We start from the raw sequence: 24,803 nt of genomic DNA, 5'->3' as shown, positions 1-24,803 counted from the left end.
ACAACTCGTAGAAAAACGACTACGCACTTTTCCACCCCTCGGATTCGACTCAGGCGCCGGGCAGGGCGAGGGCCTGCTGGGAGAGGGCCTGGTTGGGCTCACTGTAGGCGACCGACTCCACTCCGCTGGGACCGATGTGCAGCGAGGTCACCGACGTCAGCGTGCACTCGCGGCTGCGCGGGTCGTGCCAGAGGGGGCGCTCCTCAGCCCAGAGCCGAGTGACCCAGATGGGCAGCTGGTGTGAGACCACCACGACTTCGGCGCCGTCGCCGTGCTCTGCGATCGCCCGATCCGAGAGGTCCTTCACCGCGGCCAGCACGCGAGTGACCTGCTGGGAGTAGGGCTCACCCCAGGACGGGCGGAAAGGGTTGACCAGCAGCGGCCACATGCGCGGGCTGCGCAGCTGGCGCTTGACCTCGGAGAGCCCCTCGAACCTGTTCTCCGCCTCCAGGACCCGTTCCTCGGTGGTGACCGGCATGCCCAGGCGCTGCGCCAGCGGGGCAATGGTCTCCTGAGCGCGCTGCAGCGGGGAGGCCGCCAACAGGTGGACAGGTCGTCCGCTCTCGGCGCGCTGGCCGAAGTGCTCGGCGATCCCTTCGGCCATCTGGTGTCCGAGCTCGGAGAGCCCGAACCCGGGCAGACGGCCGTAGAGCACACGGTCCGGGTTGTGGACCTCGCCGTGGCGGACAAGATGGACTGTTGCGGTCTCAGAAGCCATGGCACCAGTCTGGCATCTCTTCGGCGGCACCTCCGGACACGGCATGGAGGGGCCGCCCCTGACCGAGCACCAAAATGCCTGGTCGGCCCTGCCGCTGAGGCTCTCCGGCCGGTAGGCTGACGGAAGACGAACGGACACCCGAGGTAAGGATGAGGGACATGAGCAACTCCCCCGACGAGAACACCCCTGAGGAAGGTGCTGCGCCTCAGCACCCGAACCCTGGGCAGCCCGAGACGGAACAGCCCGACGCCGCTCAGCCGGCTCCCGGTGAGACCCCGCCACAGGCCTGGGCTCCCTCCCAGCCTTCGGCGAATTCGGCTCACTCCGCCAGTCCGGCCGGACCGATCCCGGGGGCACCGGCACCGGGCGCACCGGCACCGCAGCAGTACAGCCAGCACCCCGACCATCCGCAGGGCCAGTACGCACAGCAGCCCCAGTACGGCCAACAGCCGCAATATGGCCAGCCGGGCCAGTACGAGCAGCAGGGCCAGGGCCTTCCCCCGCAGCAGTACGGTCAGGGGCAGCCCCAGTACGGTCAGCCGGGGCAGTACACACAGCAGCAGCCGCCGCAGCAGTATGGTCAGCCGGACCAGTACGCACAGCAGCAGCCCCAGCAGTACGGCCAGCCGGGCCAGTACGGCCAGCAGCAGCCCCAGTACGGTCATCCGGATCAGTACGCACAGCAGCAGGGTCAGCAGCCGGGTTACCCGCAGCAGGGTCAGCAGCCGGGCTACCCGCCGCAGGGCCAGCCCCGGCAGGATCCCCAGCAGAACAAGGATCTGGCCAAGCGAGAGAAGAAGGCCAAGCGGAAGCAGGCGGTGGAGGCCGCCGCAGTGAGCGGCAAGAAGCCCCGCCGTCCGCTGACCATGTGGGCCGCCATGCTGCTGATGATCATCCTGGGCGTGGGCATCTTCTCCCTCGCACTGCTGGCCTTCGTGGAGATGAGCAACGCCAGCACCGGTGATCGGGCACAGACCCTCCTCGGTGCCATTCCCATGGAGCCCAGCACGCTGCGGTGGCTCTGGGTGATCGCGGCCGTCGTCATCGCGGCTGTGCTGATCCTGCTCGGCATCCAGGGGACCTCCGGAAGCGGCGCCTTCCGCGCCCTGGCCGCCGTCGTCCTGGTCCTCTCCTTGGGCTCCGTGCTGCTCGGCTGGGAGAACCTGGCCGTCGTGGCCGTGGCGATCCTGACCCTGGTGCTGCTCTTCCTGGGGCCGAGCAACCAGTTCGTCGCCGAGACCAAGGCGTTCAACAAGGTGCAGCGGAAGAACCGCAAGAACCTCTCCTGAGCCTCACCCCGTCGCGGCGCCCAGCGGAGCCGCGACGACCAGGGCCCCGGTCAGCCTCTCCATGAGGCTCGGCCGGGGCCCTTCTCATGGAGCGACGGCTGCTGGGCAGCCCTCAGAACGGCGACGGGACAGAATCGAGCATGTCCTCCTCATACTCGATGAAGCAGCGGCTCATCGAACGCTCGGTCAACGCAGAGGCCTGGCATTCGTCGAACTCCACCGTCGCGTCCCAGAAGAGGGCCTGCGCCGCAGCCGTGCCTGCGAACATCCCGCAGGCCAGCACAGCGATCAGGCCGCTGAGGAGCATCAGCACCGAGAGCTTCTTCCGCAGCGACTGCACCACCAGGACGATCCCGCCGCCGACACCGACCAGCCCGGCCACCACAGCCACCAACCGGTACGGCAGGGGCGCCTGAAGCCCCGCATAGGCGACGATCACCGCCAGCAGCAGCCACAGGGTCATTCGTGCATAGGGCCACTGGGCCTCCCGCTGCTTCTCCACACTCATCCCGACCACTCTAGAGGCACACCGGGCCGCCATCACCTCTTATAGGCTGTAGTCCATGCGAATCGTGGTGCTGGTCTCGGGATCCGGGACGAACCTGCAGGCCGTCATCGACGCCGTCTCCTCCGGTCAGCTGCCGGTGGATCTGGCCGCAGTGGGCTCAGACGTCCCTGACTGCGGCGGGCTGGAGCGCTCGGCGGCCGCAGGGATCCCGACCTTCGCGGTCCCGCTGGAGAAGGGGCTGAGCCGCAGGGACCCCGAGGAAGCCGCGCGGGTGCGCGCGGCCTGGAACCGTGAGCTCTGCGCGGCGGTACGCTCCCACTCCCCCGATCTGGTGGTCACCAGCGGGTTCATGCGGATCCTGGGCGAGGAGTTCCTCGACGGCGTCGGGGTTCCGGTGATCAACACGCATCCGGCGCTGCTGCCCAGTTTCCCCGGTGCCCATGCCGTCCGCGATGCGCTGGCCCACGGGGTCAGGATCACCGGCTGCACAGTGCATCAGGTGGATGCCGGAGTGGACACCGGGCCGATCATCGCTCAGGAGGCAGTGCGGGTCCGTGCCGGTGAGGACGAAGGCTCCCTGCACGATCGCATCAAGACTGAGGAGCGCCGCCTGCTGGTGGAGACTCTGGCGGGGATCGCCGCCGGAGAGATCCGGCTGGGCTGACTTCCCTGCCGCTGACTTCCCTGCCGCTGGCTTCCCGGCAGCGAGCCTTCTGACCAGGGTCGCTCAGTCGCGGCGCAGCGGACGCAGCGGAGAGCTCTTATCGGTTGCGTCCTCACGGCGAGCACGCATCCGTGCGGTGAACTCGTCCACCGCCTCGCCGCTCTCGATGCTCTCTTCCTGCTGGGCGCCGGGCGCCTGCCGAGCATCTTCCCCATCCGTGCTGACCGGACGCACCGGCTTCGACGCGGTGAGCTCCTCCTCATCTGCGGCCCCGGCGACTGCAGCGGCGTCATCGAGCGCCTCCGCAGACTCCGCGCCGAACTCCTCGTCCTCAGCCTCTGCTGCCCGACGGCGGCGCACCTGGTGCGCGGCCGGTGCCAGCAGGTAGCCGATGATCGCACCGAGCCCCACCCAGGCGCCCAACAGGGCCGCGGACAGCGCCGCGTCGGGGCCGATATCGGTCATCCGCCCCATGCCCAGCGAGATGTGGGAGAGCCACAGCGGGCCGACGGCGAGCGCGGCGGCGGCCAGTCCGGTGAAGACCCCCAGCGCCAGCGTGGAGATCGTCAGGGAGAGCGGGCGCGCGGCGATCCGCAGCGCGAACCAGTCATCCAGGTGGTTCTCGCCCTCGCGCATCAGCCACCAGCCGGCGGCCGTCCCGGCGAGCACCGGCACCAGCAGCACAGCCAGGGCTCCCTCCGGAGCCCCCTGCGGCAGTGCGCCGAGGATCGGGACAGCCGGCAGCGGCCCCAGCTCCACGGCGTAGGGGGCCACTGTGGTCCCGGCGCCCATGGAGAACCCGGCGCCGGTGGCGTAGGCCAGGGTCCAGAGGATCATGTTGGGCAGCAGTCCCAGGTGCAGCAGCGTCAGCCCGAGGATGCCCCAGAAACCGGGGTCAAGCTGCTGGTAGACGTTGGCCACGTCCATCCACCGCACCCCGATCTGGCCGGCCAGCAGCAGAGCCGAGAGCCCGACGGCGACCACGCAGGCCACGGCCCCGGCCCGCAGGATGGCCCAGGCGTAGGACCCGGCCCAACGCAGCTGCTGAGAGAACTCTTCGATCCGGGACTCCAGATCCACACCGATCATGCGGGTCCAGCTGCGCGCCTCGGCATAGCAGCCGCTCAGCGAGCCCAGCGTCATCACGGCTGCCGCGCAGAGGGCCGCGAAGACCGGGTGCACGTCGAAGGCGGTGTCCTGGGCGAGCATGCTGAGTCCTGCCCCCGCCCCCGCGTAGCTGATCACCAGGGGCAGCAGGCCGTGCCAGATCTGATCGGAGTAGGCGCCCTGGGCCAGTCGGCGTCCGGCCCTCCAGGCCAGGGCCAGGGGGATCAGGGTCAGGCCCAGGGGCACCAGGTGGAACCAGCCGCCGTCGGGAATGCTCACGCCCTCGCCGAGGGCGCCGTCGTCGAGGCTGACGATCAGCTCCACGGGGACGCCGTGGATGACCATCCAGATCTGGGCGGCCAATCCGCTGACGAATCCGGGGGTGATCTGCTCGAAGCCCCCGGCCAGACTCATCCCCAGCACCGGCAGGACCACCAGCAGCGCGGTGGCCAGCAGCATCTGCACAGCCTCCAGGATGCCCAGCAGCCACAGCGGCATGGCCGGCAGCCGCTGCCTCCAGGAGCCGGCCGGCGCGGCGTCCTCCTCCGCAGTGCTGCCGGCGTCTGTGCCGTCGTGCTCGGCGGAGGTGTCGCGGGGGTCATCGGTGCTGGCCATCGTCTCCTATGGTGCCAGCCGGCGGGGTGCCTGGACCGAACCGACAGCCATTTTCAGGAAACTGTGAGGTGGGCGGTGCTACTAGGATGGAACCTGATGAGCCACGACGCCGGGGAGCAGCTCCCCACCCATGTCGCCCAGGACCGGGCAGCACTCCGCCACCACCTCTCGGACCGGGCCCGGAACCGGGCCATGAAGGTGGAGGACCGCTGGCACCAGCTGCGGCTGACCATGGCCCGACGCCGCCGCCAACACGTCACGGTGCTCTCGCTGACCGGTTACGGCACCCAGCACTGGATCCGGATCTTCTCCCGGATCGTGATGGCCCCTGACTCGCACTTCGAGAACGGGCGCCGGGTGGCCAAAGTCATCACCGACGGCGTCCGCGGCTGGCGCAACTTCATCTCCGCCCCGGTGCCCTTCGCCGAGGTCACGCTGAACGTGGCCGGCCACGCCTTCGAAGTCACCGCAGACCGGGGCGGGATCATCGACACCGTGGTCGATCTGCGGGCCGTGGGCGCGCGCCTGGAGCCCGGCTGGCAGGGCGTGACCCTGACCGCTGAGGGTGCGGATCCGACCACTGCCGAGCTCACCGTCATCGATGAGGCGGCACAGTTCGGCGTCGTCTGCGACGTCGATGACACCGTGGTGGTGACCAAGCTGCCGCGTCCGCTGCTGGCGGCATGGAACTCCTTCGTCCTGGATGAGCATGCGCGCACCCCCACACCCGGGATGGCGGTGATGATGGAGCGCCTGCTGAACCGTTCGCGCGCCGAGCACGGCCAGGAGGGGCCGGTGCTCTACCTCTCCACCGGCGCGTGGAACGTGGCCCAGACGCTGACCCGCTTCCTCTCCAGGAACCTCTACCCACGCGGCCCGCTGCTGCTGACCGACTGGGGCCCCACCGAAGACCGCTGGTTCCGCTCAGGTCAGCTGCACAAGGAGCAGCAGCTGGAGCGGCTGGCTCGCGACTTCCCGGCGATGAGCTGGGTGCTGATCGGCGACGACGGTCAGCACGACCCGCAGATCTACGCCGACTTCGCCCGCCGCCACCCGGAGAAGGTCACGGCGGTCATCATCCGCGAGCTCACCTACTCGGAGGCGGTGCTCGCCGGGGGCCGTGCCGAGGATCCGGTCGGTGAGGATATGCTCCACGGCGCTCAGGAGGGTGAGCATGCCCACGGGTATCAGCATGTGGGTGAGCACAGGATCCCGTGGATCTATGGTCCGGACGGCAAAGCCATCGCATCCCAGCTCAGAGGCCAGGGACTCCTCGGCTGAAGGGCCCGCGCAGCAGATCCTTCGCCCGGCGGTCCAGCCGGCGTCGGTTGACCTCCACCGCCCGCGAATAGTGTCCGACCAGCTGGTTGCAGATGCTCTCCCAGCTGCGCCCCTGCACCGCTGACCAGGCGGCCGCGGAGAACCGGGCGCGGGCGGCGTCGTCGCCGGTCAGGTGCTGCACTGCTGAGCGCAGCCCTTGGAGATCACCGGGCTGATAGAGCCAGCCGGTCTGCCCGACGTCGACCAGGTCCAGCGGGCCGCCTCGCCCGACGGCGACCACCGGCACGGCCGCGGCCATCGCCTCCTGGATGGTCTGGCAGAAGGTCTCGGCCTCGCCGGGGTGGACGAAGACGTCCAGGCTGGCCACGTGACGGCCGAGGTCGGCACCGCCGCGGAATCCGGCGAAGTGGGCGTTGGGCAGCACTCTGCGCAGACTCTCCTCCTGGGGGCCGTTGCCGATGATCACCAGGCGGGTGCCGGGAAGATCGTCCAGGACGCGCAGATCCTCGATCTGCTTCTCAGCGGCGAGCCGACCCACGAATCCGATCAGCTGTTCCCCGTTCGGGGCGATCTCGGCTCGCAGCCGCTCGTCGCGGCGTCCCGGGTCGAACCGTTCCATGTCCACGCCGCGGCGCCAGGTCTTCAGGCGCTTGATGCCGCGGGCGCGCAGCTGATCCTTGCAGAAGGAGGAAGGCACCAGAGTCAGGGTGGAGCCCTGGTGCATCCGGTCCACGTGCTGCCACAGCAGCTCCTCCGCCCAGGGGATCCGGTAGCGGGCCGCATAGGCGGGGACCTCGGTCTGGTAGATGGAGACAGTGGGCAGGCCCAGAGAGTTGGCGGCCTGGATGGCGCGCCAGCCCAGCACAAAGGGAGAGGCGACGTGGACGACGTCGGGCTGGATGTCCTCCAGGATGTTCCGGATCCGTTGGGTGAAGCCGGCGGCCACCCTGACCTTGGGATAGTCAGGCAGCGGCAGAGACGGAACGCGCAGCACCGGGAACCCCGCGCAGAGCTCGCGCTGTTCGGTGGCCACCGCCGGCTCCCACCAGAGGGAGTCGCTGGGGGCGATCACGGTGACTTCGTCTCCGCGTCGGCGTAGATGGGACAGCACCTGCAGAACGGAGTTGGTGACCCCGTTCATGTGTGGGAGGAACGATTCGGCAACCACTGCAACACGCACAGTCCACGATAGTCAGGCCGAAGTGCAGAGCATCCGACGCCGCCATGACGCGAAGGTGAACTGACGGGGAACCTCTGAGGTTCGCAGGACCCCGAAGTGCGCCGGTGGATGATCCGGCGCAGGGCGCGATTAGGGTGGTCCCGTGTCTGATGAACTCTCCCCCGCCCAGCTCCGCCGGATCGCTCTGACCGCAGCCGAGGAGGCCGGCGTCGTGCTCGCCGAGGTCTTCCGCTCCGGGATGGAGGTCTCCACCAAGTCCAGCACCCATGACCTGGTGACCTATTACGACACCTCGACGGAGGAGCGGCTGATCGAGACGCTGACCCACGCCGTCCCGGACTCTCGGATCACCGGCGAGGAGGGCGGTTCCCAGGGTGAGGGTGCTCTGGAATGGATCATCGACCCGATCGACGGCACCTCCAACTTCGCCCACGGCTTCGCGATGTTCAGCATCTCCATCGCCGCGGCACGGGCCGATGAGGTGGTGGCCGGCGTCGTGCATGATCCGGTGAACCGGCTGACCTTCTCCGCCGACGATGCCGGGGCCTACCTGCGCACCGGCGAGGGCCAGGAGCAGCCGCTGCGGCCCGAGCCCACCTCGGCCCCCGAGGAGCGGCTGAACCTGGTGACCAGCTTCCCCTCGGCGGAGATGCTGGCAGCCCGCGGCCAGGAGGCGCTGGATCAGTTCGGCGAGCTGGTGACCACCTACTCCTCGGTGCGCCGGGTGATCTCCGGAGCGCTGGAACTCTGCCACGCGGCGGCAGGCTGGGCCGACGTCGCAGCGGGCGGGAGCACCAGCCCTTGGGATGTGGCCGCCGGGCAGCTGATCCTGCGCCGAGCCGGCGGACGATACCTGCCCTTCGGCTCCCGGGGTGGGAAGGTCTGGGACGGTGCGGAGTCCGCGGACGGTCACCTGGCTCCGGGCTATGTGGGCCTGGCGGCCGGCGCGGAGGCGCCGACAGCGGTGCGCGCCGTCGGGCGCTTCGCCCAGCACTGACCCGTGCCCCACCCTCACCCTCGTTTTACCAAGGCAGATTCAGATTACCCCTGCGGATCTGCAGGGGTAATCTGAGAAACGCTTGGTAAAACGAGGGTCACACAGGTTTAGGGGTCCCGAAGGATCGTCACAGTTCTCCGCTCCCTTCATGCGGCAGTCCCATCCGCTGAACAATGGGAGGGTGAGCCCCTCCCAGGACCAGCACCCCGACGACGCCGACCCCGCCGCCTCCCAGCCCTCTGCCCCGCCGAGCAGACAGCAGATCAGGCGGTGGCAGAAGTACCTCGCCGATGAGATCGCCGAGGGCCGCCTCTACTCCGACCTGGCGCAGAGGAAGCAGGGCGAGGAGCGACAGATCCTGCTGGGACTGGCCGCCGCGGAGCGACGGCACGAGCAGCACTGGCGCGACCTGCTGGGCGAGCATTCCCAGCGGCTGCCCTCTCCGTCGGCCCACCGCGTGCTGCTGGGCTGGATGGCCCGGATCTTCGGCTCAGTGTTCGTCCTGGCGCTGGCCCAGCGGGCTGAGGGCGATTCGCCCTACGCCCATGACGAGGCGGCCACCCGAGGCATGGCGGCCGATGAGGAGATCCATGAGGAGGTGGTCCGGGCCTTGGCGGCCCGTGGCCGGGAGAAGCTCTCCGGCGGGTTCCGCGCGGCCGTGTTCGGAGCCAACGACGGGCTGGTCTCCAACTTCGCGCTGATCATGGGTATGGGCGGCACCGGCGTGGGGGCCACCGTGGTGCTGCTGACCGGCATCGCCGGACTGCTCGCCGGGGCATTGTCCATGGCCGCCGGTGAGTTCATCTCCGTACGCAGCCAGCGTGAGCTGCTCGATGCCACCCGTCCCACCCACGCCACCCTGCGTGCCGCCCCTGACCTGGACCTGGACCATAACGAGCTGGTGCTGGTCTACCGAGCGCGCGGACTGAGCCGCGAGGATGCCGAGCACCGTGCCCTGGAGCGCCTGGGGGCCTTCGAATGTGACTGCCGGCCCGAGCTCTCCGTGCCCAAGGACGCCGAGGATGAGGCAGACGCCTGGGACGGCTACGAGGTGGTCGGCTCCGCGTGGACTGCGGCCGGCTCGAGCTTCTGCTTCTTCGCCGTCGGGGCGCTGATCCCGATCCTTCCCTATCTCATCGGCGCCGTGGGCTGGATCGCCGTCGGGATCTCCACCGCACTGGTGGGCACCGCGCTGATGTGCACCGGCGCAGTGGTGGGTCTGCTCTCTGGGGCCAGCCCGCTCTCCCGCGGCCTGCGTCAGCTGGCCATCGGACTGGGTGCTGCGGCGCTAACCTACGCGCTGGGAGCAGTCCTGGGCGTCTCCGTGGCCTGACCTCGCCCGTCTGCCGCCGGCGGGGCGTGGGACGTTCTTCCGCCCGACCGCCCACATGACCGCCGCAGAGGCGTAGACTCGCAACCCCGGGCACTTCAGCATCCCCGACGAGAGAGAGGAACATTCCATGACTCCCAACCCCCACACTCTGACGCCCCTGAACGACGCCGAGCGCACGCTGGGCGTGGTGGTCGGCTTCGACGGGTCCGAGCAGAGCTTCCTGGCCCTCCACTACGCTGCTCGTGCCGCGCAGCGCCGGAACTCGCAGCTGACCGTGGTCAACGCCTACCGGCTCCCTGCTCAGTTCTACAGCACGCTGGCCGCCCTGCCGCCGGAGGGAGAGGCGGATCTCCCGCGGCAGGATTCCGAGGCTGTGCTGGCGCAGGCCCACGAGTACCTGCAGGACTATCCCGGCCACGTGGTCGCCCACTCCGTGGAGGGCGACGCCGCCGGAGTGCTGGTGAAGCTCTCGGCCTCAGCGCAGCTGGTGGTCCTCGGGGGACGCGGCCGGGGCGGCTTCGTGGGGAGGATCGTGGGATCGGTCGCCACCGCAGTGCCCGCCCATGCCCACTGCCCGACGGTGATCGTGCCCGCCTCCTATGACCCGCAGGCCGGCGTCGGGCCCGACGGCGGACGCTTCTCCCCCGCGCAGGACCCGCGGCCGGTGGTGGTCGGCGTGGACGGCTCCTCGATCTCCCGCGTCGCAGCTCTGCAGGCCGCTGAGGCCGCCGCGGAGCGCGGTGCCCCGCTGCACGCGATCATCGCCCTGCTGCCGCTGGACGATGTGACCGGCTGGTATCCGGACATCGGATTCGACAGCTCCTACGCCGAACAGCGCCGCCGCGAACTCGAAGAGCATGCTCAGGCCGAGGCCGCCTGGCTGCAGAGCCGGGTTCCGGGGGCCCAGGTCAGCGGCGTCGTCGAGGTCGGTGCCGCCGACGACGTGTTGGCCCAGAGGTCCGCGGAGGCTCAGCTGACCGTGGTCGGGACGCGCGGACGCGGAGGCATCCGCAGCGCCCTGCTGGGCTCCACCTCCCGTTCGGTGCTCACCGCGGCCGCCGGGCCGGTGATGATCGTCCCGGATCTGCCCGAACCCCGGTTGGAGGATCAGCCGCAGTTCCCCGCCTGACCTGACCTGACGGCCCAGGTCAGGCGCCGGAGGCGGCCCGTGCCGCCTCCGGCCGGACCTGGGCGCGGGGAGCCAGCCGCTGCAGCTGGGTGACGTGCTTGGGCTCCAGCTCCTCCACTGTGGAGACCTCCAGCAGCTTCATGGTGCGCTCGACCTGATCGCTGAGGATCTCGATCGCCCGGTCCACCCCGGCTCGACCTCCGGCCATCAGCCCGTAGAGGTAGGCCCGGCCCACGAAGGTGAACTTCGCGCCCATCGCCAGCGAGGCGACGACGTCAGCGCCGTTCATGATGCCGGTGTCCATGGTCACCTCGAGATCGTCCCCGACCTCACGGACCACCTCCGGCAGCAGGTGGAAGGGCACCGGCGCCCGGTCCAGCTGCCGACCGCCGTGGTTGGAGAGCACGACGCCGTCCACGCCCAGATCGGCCAGCGTGCGGGAGTCCTCCACGTTCTGAACACCCTTGACGACGATCTTGCCGGGGAAGAGCTCCCGGATGATCTTCAGGTCCTCGAAGCTGATGGAGGGGTCCATCGCGGCGTCCAGCAGCTCACCGACCGTCCCGCCGGTGGAGGACAGGGAGGCGAACTCCAGCGGCGGAGTGGTCAGGAAGTCATACCACCACCAGGGCCGCGGAATCGCGTTGATCACAGTGCTCAGGCTCAGCTGCGGAGGGATGGAGAAGCCGTTGCGCCTATCCCGCAGGCGGGCCCCGGCGACCGGAGTGTCCACGGTGAAGAAGAGGGTATCGAAGCCGGAGGCGGCGGCGCGCTCGACCAAGCCGTAGGAGATCTCCCGCTGTTTCATCACATAGAGCTGGAACCAGTTGCGCCCCTGCGGATTCGCGGCCTGCACATCCTCGATGCTGGTGGTCCCCAGCGTGGAGAGTGTGAACGGGATCCCCGCCGCGCCTGCGGCACCCGCCCCTGCGGCCTCCCCCTCGGTCTGCATCAGGCGGGTGAAACCGGTGGGGGCAATGCCGAAGGGCTGGGCAGAGGGGCCGCCGAAGATGCTGACGGAGGTGTCCACTGCAGAGACGTCGCGCAGGATCGACGGGTTGAACTGGACATCCTCGAAGCCCTCGCGCGCCCGGCGAATGGAGAACTCACCCTCCGCCGCACCGTCGGTGTAGTCGAAGGCCGCCTTGGGGGTGCGCCGTTTGGCGATCGTCCGCAGATCCTCGATGGTCAGCGCGGCGCTGAGCCGACGCCGGCTGGCGTTGAAGTCGAACTTCTTGAACTGCATCAGCGGCGCAAGGTCGCGCGGCTTGGGAAATTGACGCTGGACCATGGAACCTGCTCCTCGGGGACACGCTGCACCATCATGTGGTCTGACCTCATAGAGGATAGGGCAACGAGGATCACATCGTCAACGGGCCCCCTTGCCACTTGGGGGTCCAAAATTCTTGTTGACGCAGATCACAATTCTCACTAGCCTCCAATGGTCAGACCACATGATGGTGCAACCCGCCCCGGAGGAACAGCGCCCCATGGACTCCATCGCCTGGTACAGCATGCTGGCCATCGCCCCCATCGTCACGGTCGGCCTTCTCCTGGCCGGCTTCCGCTGGCCGGCGAAATATGCCATGCCCGTGGGCTATGTGGTCGCCGTTTGCGTCGCATGGCTCAGCTGGGACATGGCACCCGCCGCCATCGCCGCGGCCTCCGTGGAGGGGCTGATCATCGCCGGCACCATGCTCTACATCATCTTCGGAGCCCTGCTCCTGCTGGCCACGGTGATGGCCTCCGGGGCCATGGAGACCATCAAAGCCGGCTTCAACCGCATCTCCCCCGACCGCCGGGTTCAGGCGATCATCATCGGCTGGTGCTTCGGCTCCTTCATCGAGGGAACCTCGGGCTACGGCACCACAGCCGCCGTCGTCGCCCCGCTGCTGCTGGCCATGGGATTCCCGGCGATGGCGGCGGTGATGGTGGGCCTGATCGTACAGACGACCCCGGTGAGCTTCGGCGCAGTGGGGACACCCATCCTCATCGGCGTGGGCAACGGCCTGGACCAGAACTCCGACGCCATGCAGGCACGCCTGCTGGAGCAGGACGTCACCTACGCTGAGTACATCGCGGAGATCGGGCTCAGCGTAGCGCTGATCCATGCGGTCGTCGGGCTGCTCATCCCGCTGATCATCGTCACGCTCCTGACCGGCTTCTTCGGCCCGGAGCGGAGCTTCGCAGACGGCCTGCGGATCGCCCCCTTCGCCCTCTACGCCTCCCTGGCAGTGATCGTGCCCTCCGCACTGGTCGCCACGTTCCTGGGGCCGGAGTTCCCTGCCATGCTGGGTGGGCTGACCGGCCTGGTCATCGTCATGGTCACCTCCTCCAAGGGATTCCTGATGCCCAAGAGGACCTTCGAGTTCGGGCCCCGAAGCGACTGGGAGACCAGCTGGACCGGCCGGATCGCGCAGGAGAAGCCGAAGGCGCTCGCCGCAGGTCGGCGGATCGGGATGGTCCGGGCCTGGTCCCCCTACCTGGTGCTGGCCGGACTGTTGGTCGCCACCCGCGTGCTGGAGCCGCTCGAGGAGCTCCTGAACACTCCCGGAGTCACCCTGTTCGAGTTCAGCGACCTGCTGGGGGTTGAGGGGATCAGCCCCACGGTGGAGCCCTTCTACCTCCCCGGGTTCATGCTTCTGATGGCGGTGGCCTGCGGGTATGTGATCTACCGGATGTCCGGCTCCCAGGTCCTCCGCACCTGGCAGGTCGCAGGCCGACAGCTCGCCGGCACCGCCGCGGCGCTCTTCTTCGCCGTGCCTCTGGTCCGGATCCTGCTGCAGTCCGGGACCAACGACTCCGGCATGGAGAGCATGCCGGTCATCCTCGCCGAGGGTGCCGCGGCAGTCTCCGGCGGATACTGGCCGTTCCTCGCCCCGTTCCTCGGGGCCTTGGGCGCCTTCGTCGCGGGCTCCAACACCATCTCCAACCTGACCTTCTCCCAGTTCCAGTGGTCCACCGGCAGCCATATCGGGGTCAGCCCGGAGACGGTGGTCGCCGCACAGGCCGTCGGTGGAGCCGGAGGCAATCCGATCTCCGTCCACAACATCGTCGCCGCCTCCGCCACTGTGGGTCTGCTCGGCAGGGAGGGCGACCTCCTGCGCCGGGTCCTGCCGGTCACCCTGTACTACTGCACCGCCGCCGGGGCGATCAGTTACATCATTGCCCACGGTGCCGGGCTGAACCTGGGTACCCTGGTCCTCGGGACCTTGGTCCTGGGTCTGCCGCTGGCCGCCGGCGTCGTCGTGCGCCGCAGCTCCGCCGCCCCGCGCGTGGAGACTCCCACCGCCGGCCGCCGATGAGGACCACACACGGAAGGACCGCAGCTGCGGTGATAGAAAAGGGCTATGCCTGACTCAGCCGAGAACTCCAGCCGCACGCCGATCTCCTGGGAGCCGATCCCGCGCAGCCGTGCCCATGAGCTGGTGCTCGACGCGATCGAGGAACAGGTCACCGCAGGCCGGCTGGCTGTGGGAGACCTGCTCCCGCCGGAACGGGAGCTGGCCTCCCAACTGCAGGTGAGCCGGGCCAGCGTCCGTGAGGCCATCCGAATACTGGAGTCCCAGGGGGCGCTGCAGTCCCAGGTGGGCTCCGGCCGCTCGGCCGGGACGCGCGTCACCGCGCTCCCCAGCGAGGGGCTGACCCGTCTGCTCCGGATGCACATCGGGCTGTCCAACTTCCCCCTCGACGACGTCGCGGAGGCCCGCATCGCCTTGGAGCGGGCCAGCGCCATGCTCGCCGCGCAGCAGGCGGAGGAGCCCCAGCTCGCGCAGATCGACCAGGCCTTGGAAGCGATGGAGAGGTCCTCCACTGTGGAGGAGTTCAACGACGCCGACACCGCCTTCCACGTCGCCATCGCAGAGGCGGCCGGCAACCGGCTGGTCGCCGATCTCACCACAGCCATCCGCAGCTCCCTGAAGCAGACCATCCTGGAGGCGTTCCACTCCCACGGAGCCCCCTCCGAGGTGCAGATCACCCTTCAGGAGCAGCACCACCGGATCCATGCCGCGATCAGGGAGCAGGAACCTCAGCGCAGCGCTGAGCTGGTGGAGGAGCACATCCGCTTCGCTATGGAGACCCTGCCCACGGACGGCCACGGCGAGGACTGAGCCGCAGACCCTGCTTCAGCAGTGCCGCATCCTGGGGCAGCCGGTCACAGGAGAAGCGCGCCCACCGGTAGAGGCGCTTTCCGCTCAGCGCACTTCATACGGCCCCTCCGGTCCGGAGTCATGATGCGCCGCCGCCCAGAGACAGCTGTGGCCCGCCCTCTCCGTTGGGGAGAGTGCGGGCCACAGTCAGGTGCGCGCTGAGCGCACCGCGTCAGAGCATCAGCCCTTGTAGACCTCGCGGAGCAGCTCGGCGGTCTCAGACGGGGTCTTGCCGACCTTCACGCCTGCGGCCTCGAGTGCTTCCTTCTTGGCGTCCGCAGTGCCGGAGGAGCCGGAGACGATGGCGCCTGCGTGGCCCATGGTCTTGCCCTCCGGAGCGGTGAAGCCTGCCACGTAGCCGACGACCGGCTTGGTGACGTTGGCCTTGATGTACTCAGCGGCACGCTCCTCGGCGTCGCCGCCGATCTCGCCGATCATCACGATGGCCTTGGTGTCGGGATCGTTCTCGAAGGCCTCGAGAGCATCGATGTGAGTGGTGCCGATGACCGGGTCACCGCCGATGCCGATGGAGGTGGAGAAGCCGATGTCCCGCAGCTCGTACATCATCTGGTAGGTCAGGGTGCCCGACTTGGAGACCAGACCGATGGGGCCGGACTCGGTGATGTTGGCCGGAGTGATGCCTGCCAGAGCCTCGCCCGGGGTGATGATGCCGGGGCAGTTCGGGCCGATGATCCGGGTGACGGGCTTGCCGTCGGGGCCGGTCTTCTGGGCGGCCAGGTTGTAGAACTCAGCGGAGTCCTGCACCGGGATGCCCTCAGTGATGACCACCAGCAGACCGATGCCGGCCTCGATGGCCTCGATGGCCGCGTCCTTGGCGAACTTCGGCGGGACGAAGGCGACCGACACGTCTGCGCCGGACTTCTCCATCGCCTCGGAGACCGAGCCGAAGACGGGCAGCTCGATGTCGTTGCCGTCCTTGTCCTGGTGCTCGACCGTGGTGCCGGCCTTGCGTGCATTCACGCCGCCGACGATGTTGGTGCCGGCCTTCAGCATCAGACGGGTGTGCTTGGTGCCCTCGCCGCCGGTGATGCCCTGGACGATGACCTTGGAGTCCTTGTTCAGGTAGATAGACATGAGTGTAGAGGTCCTTACTTGTTGGCCAGCGCAGAGTTGGCGAGTTCAGCAGCCTTGTCGGCACCGGCGTCCATGGTGTCGGCGGTGGTGACCAGCGGGTGGTTGGCCTCTGCCAGGATGCGGCGGCCCTCCTCCACGTTGTTGCCGTCGAGGCGGACCACGAGCGGCTTGGTGGCGGCGTCGCCGAGGATCTCCAGCGCCTTGACGATGCCGGTGGCCACAGCATCACAGGAGGTGATGCCGCCGAAGACGTTGACGAACACGGAGCTCACCTGGTCATCGCCGAGGATGACGTCCAGGCCGTTGGCCATGACCTCTGCGGATGCGCCGCCGCCGATGTCCAGGAAGTTCGCCGGCTTCACGCCGCCGTGTGCCTCGCCTGCGTAGGCGACGACATCCAGGGTGGACATGACCAGACCGGCGCCGTTGCCGATGATGCCCACCTGGCCGTCGAGCTTGACGTAGTTGAGGTCGTTCGCCTTGGCCCTGGCCTCCAGCGGGTCCTCAGCGGACTCGTCCACCAGCTCCGAGTGGGAGGGGTGACGGAAGTCTGCGTTTTCGTCCACGGTGACCTTGCCGTCGAGGGCGATGATCCTGCCCTCGCCGGTCTTCACCAGCGGGTTGACCTCCACCAGAGTGGCGTCCTCCTCGGAGAACACGGTCCACAGCTGCTGGAAGACCTGAGCCAGCTCCTCGTGCTGCTCGGCAGGGAAGCCTGCCTGCTGCGCGATGTCCTTGGCCACCTCGGCGGTCACGCCGGTGTTCGGGTCGAAGTTGACGCGGGCCAGAGCCTCGGGCCGCTCCTCAGCGAGCTGCTCGATCTCGACGCCGCCCTCTTTGGAGCACATGGCGAGGTAGTTGCGGTTCGCCCGGTCCAGCAGGATGGAGAAGTAGTACTCCTCAACGATCTCAGCGCCCTGGGCGATCATCACGCGGTTGACGGTGTGGCCCTTGATGTCCATTCCGAGGATGGCCTGTGCGTGCTCATACGCCTCATCAGCGCTCTTGGCGAGCTTCACGCCGCCGGCCTTGCCGCGGCCGCCCACCTTCACCTGAGCCTTGACGACGACGGTGCCGCCGATCTGCTCGGCTGCCGCCTTCGCCTCTTCCGGGGTCTGCGCCACGATTCCGGCCAGCACGGGAACTCCGTGTGCCTCGAACAGATCGCGCGCCTGGTACTCATACAGGTCCACGGGTTGTGTCCTTCTGCGTCGAAGTCATCTCTTGGTGCGAAGGCAGGCCTCAGCCGACCTTCTCCACTGGAGCATATCGCAGGAGAAGTCTCTTCTCCGTTCCGGTGAAGCTGACCTTCGCCACGGTCTTATCACCTGTGCCTTCGACGGCGATGACCTCCCCCTCACCGAACTTCCGGTGGCTGACCCGGTCTCCGGGGCTGAGGCTGGGGACCTCCCGGTCCGGGTTGACCTGCTGCGGGGCAGAGCCGGCGGTGCTCCCGGGCAGTGAGGCGGACCGATGGGAGGAGTTCGCCGAGCCGTAGGCGGCTGAGGCTGATCCCCGAGACCCGGGGGATCCGCCGCTGTAGATGGATCCGGACCCCCATCCGGTGAAACCTCCGCTGAGCGATCCCGAGGAGGACGATCCGCTGTGCTCGAGCAGGTCTTCGGGGATCTCGGAGAGGAACTGGCTGGGCGGGTTGTACTGGTGCTGGCCCCACAGGTGGCGGGACTCCGCGCGGGAGAGATAGAGCCGCTTCCGGGCGCGGGTCAGCCCCACATAGGCCAGCCGACGCTCCTCTGCCAGCTGCTCGGGATCCGACATGGACCGTGAGTGCGGGAAGATCCCATGCTCCATCCCTGTGAGGAAGACCACAGGAAATTCGAGTCCCTTCGCAGTGTGCAGAGTCATCAGTGTGACCTGACCCTGCTCACGGGCCAGCCGCTCAGACTCCTCATCGCCGGCCGACGGGATGGCATCGGCGTCGGCGATCAGGCTGACCTGCTCGAGGAAGCCGGCCAGTGTGCCCCGGCCCGCAGGCTGATCCGGCGACGCCGCCTCCTCCGGCTGCTCCTCGGCACTGGACATCCCGGCGTCGGAGGCCGAAGCATCGGAGGCCGAGGCGTCGGCCTCATACTCCTTGACCACGGCCACGAGCTCGCCCAGGTTGTCCGCACGGGACTCGTCCTGCAGGTCCTTGGACTGGCGCAGAGCCTCCATCATCCCGGACTGCTCCAGCACGGCCTCCAGCACCACCGAGGGCTTCTCGTCCTGGTTCAGCTGGATCAGGTCATCCATCATCCGGACGAAGGAGTTGATGGCCTTCAGCGAGCGCGTGGCGATGGCCGGGGCCTGCTCGGCGCGGCGAAGCGCTTCGAAGAAGGTGGTCCGGTCCCGCTGGGCCAGTGCCGCGACGGCACCTTCGGCCCGGTCCCCGATCCCGCGCTTGGGCTCGTTGAGGATCCGCCGCAGGTTGACGTCGTCGTCGGGGTTGTTGATGACGTGCAGGTAGGCCAGCGCGTCCTTGATCTCCTTACGGTCATAGAAGCGGGTGCCGCCGATGACTCGGTAGGGGATCCCGCGGTTGATCAGCCGCTCCTCCAGGGAACGGGACTGCGCGTTGGTGCGGTAGAACACCGCCACGTCGGAGGGGCGGAGGCCCTCAGAGTCACCGAGCTCGTCGATGGTCCGGGCGATCCAGTCGGCCTCATCGTTCTCCGAAGGCGCCACGTGCAGGCGCACCGGAGCACCCTCGCCCTCGTCGGTCCACAGCTTCTTCTCTTGGCGGCCCGGGTTCTGGGAGATCACGCCGTTGGCGGCGTCGAGGATGGTCTGGGTGGAGCGGTAGTTCTGCTCCAGCTTGATGGTGGTGGCCTCCGGATAGTCGCGCTCGAACTCCACGATGTTGCGGATGTCGGCGCCGCGGAAGGCATAGATCGACTGATCGGAGTCGCCGACCACAGTCAGCTCGGCCGGCTCGGTCTGCACGTCCTCCCGGCCGCCGGTGAGCTGGCGGACCAGCCGGTACTGGGCGTGGTTGGTGTCCTGATACTCATCGACCAGCACGTGACGGAAGCGACGCCGGTAGTTGTCCAGCAGAGCGGGGAAGGCGTCGAACATCCACACGGTCTCGGCCAGCAGGTCGTCGAAGTCATAGGCGTTGGCCGCACGCAGCCGCTCGGTGTATTCGCGATAGACGGTGGCCACCGCTTCGGAGAACGGCTCATTGGGCGCAGTGGCCTGGAAGGTCTCGGCGTCGACGAGCTCGTTCTTCAGCGAAGAGATCTTGTTCTTGATCGCGCGTGGGGCGAACCGCTTGGGGTCCAGATCATGCATCTTGGCGATCGTGGTGATCAGCCGCAGCGAATCGGCGGCGTCGTAGATCGTGAAGGTGGACTTGCGGCCCAGGTGCGCGGCCTCGGCGCGCAGGATGCGCACACAGGAGGAGTGGAAGGTGGAGATCCACATGCGTTCGGCGGTGGGGCCGACCAGTCCGGCGATGCGTTCCTTCATCTCCCGGGCCGCCTTGTTGGTGAAGGTGATCGCCAGGATCTCGTGCGGCCGGGCCATCCCGGACTGCAGCATATGAGCGATCCGCCGGGTCAGCACGCTGGTCTTGCCCGAGCCGGCGCCGGCGACGATCAGCAGCGGGCTTCCGTGGTGCAGGACCGCCTCGCGCTGCTGCGGGTTCAGGCCGGCGGCAGGGTCCGCCTCAGCGGCCGGGGAGGCGGCTGCCTCCTGCAGGACGGCCGGGCCGGCGTCGTCGGATCCCTGCCCAGCCCCGCGCTGAGCCCCCTGGCCGCGCTGAGCATCCTGCCCGGCAGCGGCCGAGCGGGCGGAGGGGCCGGAACGTTCCGAGGGAGGCGTGAAGACAAAATCCATGATGCGACCAGTGTAGGAGGTGGCGGGGACACGGCGACGCCGCCCGCGGCCGCATCTGCGCCGCTGCACCTCAGAACGGGGCCGGCGAAATGAGGCGGGGCCGCCGCGCGCCGAGAGCCCCATGGGAGAATGACCCCATGTCCAGACGGCGCAAGAAGACTCGCGGCAACCCCGCTCAGCAGCCCCGCCCCACGGTCCGTGACGGCTTCCGCTCAGCGGCTGATCGGCGCGCGGCCGAGGGCACCACGTCGAACCCGAAGCTGCTGGTCTATGCGCTGCTGGGCGTCACCGTGTTCATGTTCATCTACCTGCACCTCTATACGCTGCCGCAGATGACCCATTTCGCCGGCGGATTCGCCATGCCGGATGCGCGGCTGATGGGCTACGACGCCGGAGACATCGACCGGCTGCGCAGCGTGATGGACGAGACGGCCACCGGCCAGCTGAACTTCCTGCATAAGACCGCCGGGATCATCTTCCCCGTCTCCGTCGCGCTGTCCACCTGGGCTGTGGCCGGACTGGTGATGCGCCGGGGCGTGTTCCGCTGGGTGCTGGTCGCGGCGGCGGCACTGTTCGCCGTCGTCGACATCACCGAGAACTTCTGGATCGACCGCATCCTGACCGACGATCCCCTGGACGAGGGGCTGGTGGCAGTCTCCTCCTCCCTGACGATGGCCTCCTGGGCCCTGCTGGTGGTCGTGGGCGCCGCGGTGCTCGGCACGATGATCATGAGCATCGTGAAGTCATCCGTGCGGCAACAACGCTGACTCGGCCTGCCGGGCGTGTGACGGTACGATAGTCCGGTGCACGGCTCCAGGCAGTGCACCTCCCTCCCTCCGTAGCTCAGGGGATAGAGCACCGCTCTCCTAAAGCGGGTGTCGCAGGTTCGAATCCTGCCGGGGGGACCACCGGCGTCGTCGATGTGACGTTGCCATCACTCAGGAATCCTCGGCGGTCCCGGCAGGTTCTCCCCGCGGAACAACTCGTTCGTGAGGACCGCGAAAGGACCTGCATGACCTCCCTCTTCTCCCCCACTGCGCTGGGGTCCACTGAGCTGGCCAACCGTCTGGTGATGGCGCCGCTGACCCGCATCCGCTCCGATGAGAACGGGGTGCCCACCGACGCCGTCGTCGAGTACTACCGCCAGCGCGCCTCCACCGGCCTGATCGTCACTGAGGGCACCTGGCCTGTGGGCGAGGGCCGCACCTGGATGGGCCAGCCCGGCATCGAAGGCCCCGAACACGTCGAGGGCTGGAAGCGCGTCACCGAGGCAGTGCATGCCGAGGGCGGCAAGATCGTCATGCAGATCATGCACGGCGGGCGCATCGGGCACTCCACACTGTCCACCACCGGCCGGGTCACCGCACCCAGCGCGCTGGCGGCACCCGGCGAGATCCGCACTCCGGAGGGCAAGCAGCCGCACCCGGTGCCGCATGCACTGACCACTGAGGAGGTCGCCGAGACCATCCAGCAGTTCGTGCGCGGTGCCCAGAACGCGATCGCCGCGGGCATGGACGGCGTGCAGATCCACGGCGCCAACGGCTACCTGATCCACGAGTTCACCGCTCCGGCCTCCAACGAGCGCACCGACTCCTACGGCGGCTCCCCGGAGAACCGCGCCCGGCTGTCCGTGGAGGTCGTCGCCGCGGTGGCCGAGGCCATCGGATCTGACAAGACCGGCATCCGCCTGTCCCCGCAGCACAACATCCAGGGCGCGCTGGAGGAGGACTACGACGATGCACTGGCCACCTACCGCGCCATCGCTGAGGGCTTCGCTCCGTTGAACCTGGCCCACGTCGACATCCTCCATGCGGAGCCGGCCTCCGAGATGGTCCAGATGATCCGGAAGGTCTCCGGCGCCCCGCTGATCGCCAACTCAGGCTTCGGCGTGCAGACCACCCGCGAGGAGGCAGTCCAGATCATGGAGGAGGAGCTGGCCGAGACCGTCGGCGTCGGGCGTGCTGTGATCGCCAACCCGGACCTGGTCCGCCGCTGGCAGGAGGACCTCCCGGAGAACGAGCCCAACCCCGCCACCTTCTACGTGGGCGGCGAGCGCGGGTACACCGACTACCCAAACTACCCGGCGTAGACTGGAGGGATGGATCGAGCTAAGTCGGCCTTTAGGGCGTGAGGAACGAACTGGTGACAGGTTCGGTTTAGGCCGCGAGCGTGAGCGGCTCGGTTAGTTTCGCTTCGAACTCGATGGGCGTCAAGCCGCCGAGGGCGTCCTGGGCTCGCTGGCGGTGATATTTCCTCTCGATCCACACGACGATCGCCAGCCGCAGCTCCTGCCGCGTCGTCCACCGTTGCTGATTGAGCACGTTCGTTTGAAGCAGGGACCAGAAGCTCTCCATGGCCGCGTTGTCGCCGGCCGCGCCGACGCGGCCCATCGAGCCGACCATGTCGTGAAGTCGCAACTCGCGAGCCATCGCCCTGCTTCGAAACTGGCCGTATTCAAGTGGTCGTCGCAACACCTACCTGATGGAGGTGTTCGATGGGCATTGGCCCAAGGCAGAAGAGGGCAAGGGAATATCGCGGTCAGATCGTCTCTCCTGGGCGCCCAACGGTGGCTTGGCGCGAGGACCGTGTGCGGTTCTGGCAGGCCATCGCTACAGGAGCTAAGACCCGAGAGGCCGGTGAAGCCGCCGGTGTCTCCGAGCCTGTAGCTCACCGTTGGTTCCGACATGCTGGTGGCGTGAATCCACACTTGGCCTCGACTGTTTCCGGACGGTATATCTCCTCCTCTGAACGGGAGGACATCGCTTTATGGCGAGCCCAAGACAGCGGGGTCCGTGAGATCGCCCGTCGGCTGGGGCGTAGCCCATCGACGATCTCACGGGAGCTACGGCGTAACGTCTCGACCAGGACCTATCAGCTGGAGTACAAGGCCTCGATTGCTCAGTGGCATGCTGAGCGGCGCGCCCGCCGTCCGAAGACCGCGAAGATGGTCACCAACGACCGGCTGCGCCAGTACGTCCAAGACAAGCTCAGCGGTGAGATCATCACCGCCGAAGGTGAAGTTGTCGGCCCCGAGGGCCCGGCCTGGGATGGAAAGAACAAGCCCCACCGTGGGGACCGTGAATGGGTCACCGCCTGGAGTCCGCAGCAGATTGCCAAGCGGCTGCCACTGGAGTTCCCCGATGACCCGACCATGAGGATCTCTCATGAGGCGATCTATCAGGCCCTCTACGTCGAATCCCGCGGCGGGCTTGCCCGGAAGCAGTCCTGGCACCTGCGCCGAGGTCGCACCAAGCGAATGCCCCGGGCCCGCACACGGCAGGAAGCCTGGGCTCATGTCACTGCCGAGACCGTGCTGCAGAAACGCCCCAAGGAGGTCGAGGACCGCAAGATCGCCGGCCACTGGGAAGGTGACCTGATCATCGGACTGAAGCGTTCGGCCGTGGCCACGTTGATCGAGCGCACCACCCGCTACGCGATACTGGTCCACCTGCCCCGCCAGGCCGGGTACGGGCAAATTCGACCAACGAAGAACGGCCCGGCACTGGCGGGGTATGGGGCGTTGACCATGAAAGACGCTCTGGCGAAGTCGATCACCCATCTGCCTGAGCAGCTGCGCCGTTCTTTGACCTGGGACCGCGGCAAAGAGCTCTCGGCACATGCGCTGCTGACGAAAGAGACTGGGCTGCCGGTGTACTTCGCTGACGCGAAGAGTCCCTGGCAGCGTGGCTCCAACGAGCACCTCAATGGTCTGCTTCGGCAATACTTCCCGAAAGGCACTGACCTCTCCAGGTGGAACGCCACCGAGATCGCAGCTATCGCCACCGCCATGAACAACCGGCCACGCGGGATCTTGGGGTGGCGCACTCCCGCCGAGGCGTTCGCCGATCAACTACGCTCAGTCCAACAACACACTGTTGCGACGACCAGTTGAATACGGCCTGGCTGCCCCTATCGGCGTGCAGGATGCAGCCGGCAACCTCACCGCGGCGAGTGACGGCGTTGCGGACGGCGTCGACGGCCAGCTTCGCGGTCATCCGATCCGAGATCGAGTAACCGACGATGCGGTTGGAGAACACGTCCTTGATCGCGCAGCAGTAGAGCTTGCCCTCGGTGCTGGTGCGGTGCTCGGTGATGTCGGTCAGCCACACCCGGTTCGGTGCGTCGGCGCGGAAGACGCGCTTCACGTGGTCATCGAACACCGGAGGGCCAGCCTTCTTACCTTTCCCGCGCCGGCGGCGCTGCGCGGACGAGAGGGTCCCAGCCTGAGAACACAACTTCCACGCCGTCCGGCGGCTCATCCGCCACCCAGCCCGGCGGGCTTCGTCGGCGAGGTATCGGTAGCCGAACGTCGGGTCGTCGTGATGCGCGTGGTGCAGCGCGTTGATCCGATACGCGCGCAGCACGTCCGCATCCCGGATCGGGGCGTTGCGCCACCGATAGTAGGGCTGGCGAGCGAGCTTCAGAACCCGGCACGACACCGAGACGGGGATGCCGTCCGCGGCGAGCTCAGATACGAGCGGGTACGTCATTTTGGGGAGCCACCGAGTTTCAGGTTCGCCTGCGACAGATACGCCGCCGCCCGCCGGAGAACCTCGTTCTCCTGCTCGAGCAACCGGACCCGCTTCTTCAACTCGCGAGCCTCGGCAGTGTCCGCAGCCGTCTGACCGGGACGGTTGCCGTCCTCGACGTCTGCTTGGCGGAGCCAGTTCTGCAGGGTTGCTTCGCTGATGCCGAAGTCGACGGCGATCTGTTTGATGGTGACGCCGCTTTCGCGGCTACGAGCGACCGCGACGACATCCTCGCGGAACTCTCTGGGATAGGGACCGGGCATGATGACATCCTCCCCGTCAGCGCCTCGCGGCGCTAACGATCAGTTGTCACCGATCCGTTCCTCACGCCCAGTAGCGGTGGTGTCCGGTGAGGGCTCCCCTTACGGGC

The 24,803-nt window shown here is 68.1% G+C and carries 21 protein-coding genes, 1 tRNA gene and 1 pseudogene; 12 read left to right on the top strand and 11 right to left on the bottom strand.

What is annotated here, in order from left to right; translation table 11 throughout:
- Positions 1 to 49: 49 nt before the first annotated feature.
- Positions 50 to 718: a histidine phosphatase family protein gene (locus JOF45_RS00380; RefSeq protein ID WP_210047281.1), complete on the bottom strand. Its 669-nt coding sequence runs from the start codon at positions 716 to 718 to the stop codon at positions 50 to 52.
- A 158-nt stretch (positions 719 to 876) separates the two neighbouring features.
- Between JOF45_RS00380 and JOF45_RS00375 the strand changes: the two genes are divergently transcribed.
- On the top strand, positions 877 to 2,007 hold the full coding sequence (locus JOF45_RS00375) for a hypothetical protein (RefSeq protein ID WP_210047280.1): 1,131 nt from the start codon (positions 877 to 879) through the stop codon (positions 2,005 to 2,007).
- Between the two features lie 112 nt (positions 2,008 to 2,119).
- Here the strand turns inward: JOF45_RS00375 and JOF45_RS00370 are convergent, their stop codons facing one another.
- Positions 2,120 to 2,515 (bottom strand): hypothetical protein, encoded by a 396-nt coding sequence (locus tag JOF45_RS00370; RefSeq protein WP_210047279.1) that lies wholly within the window; start codon positions 2,513 to 2,515, stop codon positions 2,120 to 2,122.
- A 55-nt stretch (positions 2,516 to 2,570) separates the two neighbouring features.
- Between JOF45_RS00370 and purN the strand changes: the two genes are divergently transcribed.
- A complete protein-coding gene (gene purN, locus JOF45_RS00365) occupies positions 2,571 to 3,179 on the top strand; it encodes a phosphoribosylglycinamide formyltransferase (protein WP_210047278.1) in 609 nt (202 codons plus the stop codon).
- 63 nt (positions 3,180 to 3,242) lie between these two features.
- On the opposite strand, the gene JOF45_RS00360 is transcribed toward purN, so the two are convergent.
- Positions 3,243 to 4,901 carry a cell division protein PerM gene (locus JOF45_RS00360; protein ID WP_210047277.1) on the bottom strand — a complete coding sequence of 553 codons (1,659 nt, stop codon included), beginning with the start codon at positions 4,899 to 4,901 and terminating at the stop codon, positions 3,243 to 3,245.
- 96 nt (positions 4,902 to 4,997) lie between these two features.
- On the opposite strand from JOF45_RS00360, the gene JOF45_RS00355 reads away from it, so the two are divergent.
- Positions 4,998 to 6,182, top strand: a complete 1,185-nt coding sequence (locus JOF45_RS00355) for an App1 family protein phosphatidate phosphatase (protein ID WP_210047276.1) — start codon at positions 4,998 to 5,000, stop codon at positions 6,180 to 6,182.
- On the opposite strand, the gene JOF45_RS00350 is transcribed toward JOF45_RS00355, so the two are convergent.
- Positions 6,157 to 7,362, bottom strand: coding sequence for a glycosyltransferase family 4 protein (locus JOF45_RS00350; RefSeq protein ID WP_210047275.1), 1,206 nt, complete (start codon positions 7,360 to 7,362; stop codon positions 6,157 to 6,159). The two genes, JOF45_RS00355 and JOF45_RS00350, sit on opposite strands and share 26 nt — an antisense overlap.
- A 142-nt stretch (positions 7,363 to 7,504) precedes the next feature.
- Between JOF45_RS00350 and JOF45_RS00345 the strand changes: the two genes are divergently transcribed.
- The 3 genes from JOF45_RS00345 (at position 7,505) to JOF45_RS00335 (ending at position 10,821) form a co-directional block, all read left to right on the top strand.
- A complete protein-coding gene (locus JOF45_RS00345) occupies positions 7,505 to 8,359 on the top strand; it encodes an inositol monophosphatase family protein (RefSeq protein WP_210047274.1) in 855 nt (284 codons plus the stop codon).
- A gap of 148 nt (positions 8,360 to 8,507) precedes the next feature.
- Entirely contained in the window at positions 8,508 to 9,692 is a 1,185-nt protein-coding gene (locus JOF45_RS00340; protein ID WP_210047273.1) for a VIT1/CCC1 transporter family protein, read from the top strand.
- A 127-nt stretch (positions 9,693 to 9,819) separates the two neighbouring features.
- Positions 9,820 to 10,821 (top strand): universal stress protein, encoded by a 1,002-nt coding sequence (locus JOF45_RS00335; protein ID WP_210047272.1) that lies wholly within the window; start codon positions 9,820 to 9,822, stop codon positions 10,819 to 10,821.
- A 19-nt stretch (positions 10,822 to 10,840) separates the two neighbouring features.
- Here the strand turns inward: JOF45_RS00335 and JOF45_RS00330 are convergent, their stop codons facing one another.
- Positions 10,841 to 12,112: an alpha-hydroxy acid oxidase gene (locus JOF45_RS00330; RefSeq protein ID WP_210047271.1), complete on the bottom strand. Its 1,272-nt coding sequence runs from the start codon at positions 12,110 to 12,112 to the stop codon at positions 10,841 to 10,843.
- A gap of 163 nt (positions 12,113 to 12,275) precedes the next feature.
- Between JOF45_RS00330 and JOF45_RS00325 the strand changes: the two genes are divergently transcribed.
- Together JOF45_RS00325 and JOF45_RS00320 are read left to right on the top strand one after the other, a co-directional pair.
- Positions 12,276 to 14,126 carry an L-lactate permease gene (locus JOF45_RS00325; RefSeq protein WP_245324090.1) on the top strand — a complete coding sequence of 617 codons (1,851 nt, stop codon included), beginning with the start codon at positions 12,276 to 12,278 and terminating at the stop codon, positions 14,124 to 14,126.
- A gap of 45 nt (positions 14,127 to 14,171) precedes the next feature.
- Complete coding sequence (locus tag JOF45_RS00320; protein ID WP_210047270.1) at positions 14,172 to 14,933, top strand: FadR/GntR family transcriptional regulator; 762 nt, start codon at positions 14,172 to 14,174, stop codon at positions 14,931 to 14,933.
- Positions 14,934 to 15,152: 219 nt separating this feature from the next.
- Here the strand turns inward: JOF45_RS00320 and sucD are convergent, their stop codons facing one another.
- The 3 genes from sucD to JOF45_RS00305 are packed head-to-tail and all read right to left on the bottom strand — an operon-like array spanning position 15,153 to position 19,904.
- Entirely contained in the window at positions 15,153 to 16,067 is a 915-nt protein-coding gene (sucD, locus tag JOF45_RS00315) for a succinate--CoA ligase subunit alpha (RefSeq protein WP_210047269.1), read from the bottom strand.
- A gap of 14 nt (positions 16,068 to 16,081) precedes the next feature.
- Positions 16,082 to 17,260 carry an ADP-forming succinate--CoA ligase subunit beta gene (gene sucC, locus JOF45_RS00310; protein ID WP_210047268.1) on the bottom strand — a complete coding sequence of 393 codons (1,179 nt, stop codon included), beginning with the start codon at positions 17,258 to 17,260 and terminating at the stop codon, positions 16,082 to 16,084.
- Positions 17,261 to 17,309: 49 nt separating this feature from the next.
- Complete coding sequence (locus tag JOF45_RS00305) at positions 17,310 to 19,904, bottom strand: UvrD-helicase domain-containing protein (RefSeq protein ID WP_210047267.1); 2,595 nt, start codon at positions 19,902 to 19,904, stop codon at positions 17,310 to 17,312.
- Positions 19,905 to 20,041: 137 nt separating this feature from the next.
- On the opposite strand from JOF45_RS00305, the gene JOF45_RS00300 reads away from it, so the two are divergent.
- The 3 genes from JOF45_RS00300 to JOF45_RS00290 all read left to right on the top strand — a co-directional run bounded on the left by JOF45_RS00300 (position 20,042) and on the right by JOF45_RS00290 (position 21,993).
- Positions 20,042 to 20,671, top strand: coding sequence for a hypothetical protein (locus JOF45_RS00300; protein WP_210047266.1), 630 nt, complete (start codon positions 20,042 to 20,044; stop codon positions 20,669 to 20,671).
- Between the two features lie 65 nt (positions 20,672 to 20,736).
- A tRNA-Arg gene (locus tag JOF45_RS00295) sits at positions 20,737 to 20,812 on the top strand.
- A gap of 104 nt (positions 20,813 to 20,916) precedes the next feature.
- Positions 20,917 to 21,993, top strand: a complete 1,077-nt coding sequence (locus tag JOF45_RS00290; protein ID WP_210047265.1) for an alkene reductase — start codon at positions 20,917 to 20,919, stop codon at positions 21,991 to 21,993.
- 67 nt (positions 21,994 to 22,060) lie between these two features.
- On the opposite strand, the pseudogene JOF45_RS00285 reads toward JOF45_RS00290, so the two are convergent.
- Positions 22,061 to 22,351, bottom strand: a pseudogene (locus tag JOF45_RS00285) (integrase core domain-containing protein); the annotation flags it as partial.
- Between the two features lie 47 nt (positions 22,352 to 22,398).
- Here JOF45_RS00285 and JOF45_RS00280 point away from each other — a divergent pair.
- Positions 22,399 to 23,796 (top strand): IS30 family transposase, encoded by a 1,398-nt coding sequence (locus JOF45_RS00280; protein ID WP_210047264.1) that lies wholly within the window; start codon positions 22,399 to 22,401, stop codon positions 23,794 to 23,796.
- Here the strand turns inward: JOF45_RS00280 and JOF45_RS00275 are convergent.
- Together JOF45_RS00275 and JOF45_RS00270 are read right to left on the bottom strand one after the other, a co-directional pair.
- A complete protein-coding gene (locus JOF45_RS00275) occupies positions 23,678 to 24,394 on the bottom strand; it encodes a DDE-type integrase/transposase/recombinase (protein WP_210047263.1) in 717 nt (238 codons plus the stop codon). The genes JOF45_RS00280 and JOF45_RS00275 overlap by 119 nt on opposite strands.
- The gene (locus JOF45_RS00270; protein WP_210047262.1) at positions 24,391 to 24,696 is read right to left on the bottom strand and encodes a transposase; all 306 of its coding nucleotides are present in this window, start codon (positions 24,694 to 24,696) and stop codon (positions 24,391 to 24,393) included. Before JOF45_RS00270 ends, JOF45_RS00275 begins: the two co-directional genes overlap by 4 nt.
- Positions 24,697 to 24,803 lie beyond the last annotated feature (107 nt).

The sequence above is a fragment of the Nesterenkonia lacusekhoensis genome, assembly GCF_017876395.1.
GTDB lineage: Bacteria > Actinomycetota > Actinomycetes > Actinomycetales > Micrococcaceae > Nesterenkonia > Nesterenkonia lacusekhoensis.
This window is presented reverse-complemented; position numbering and strand designations above follow the sequence as displayed.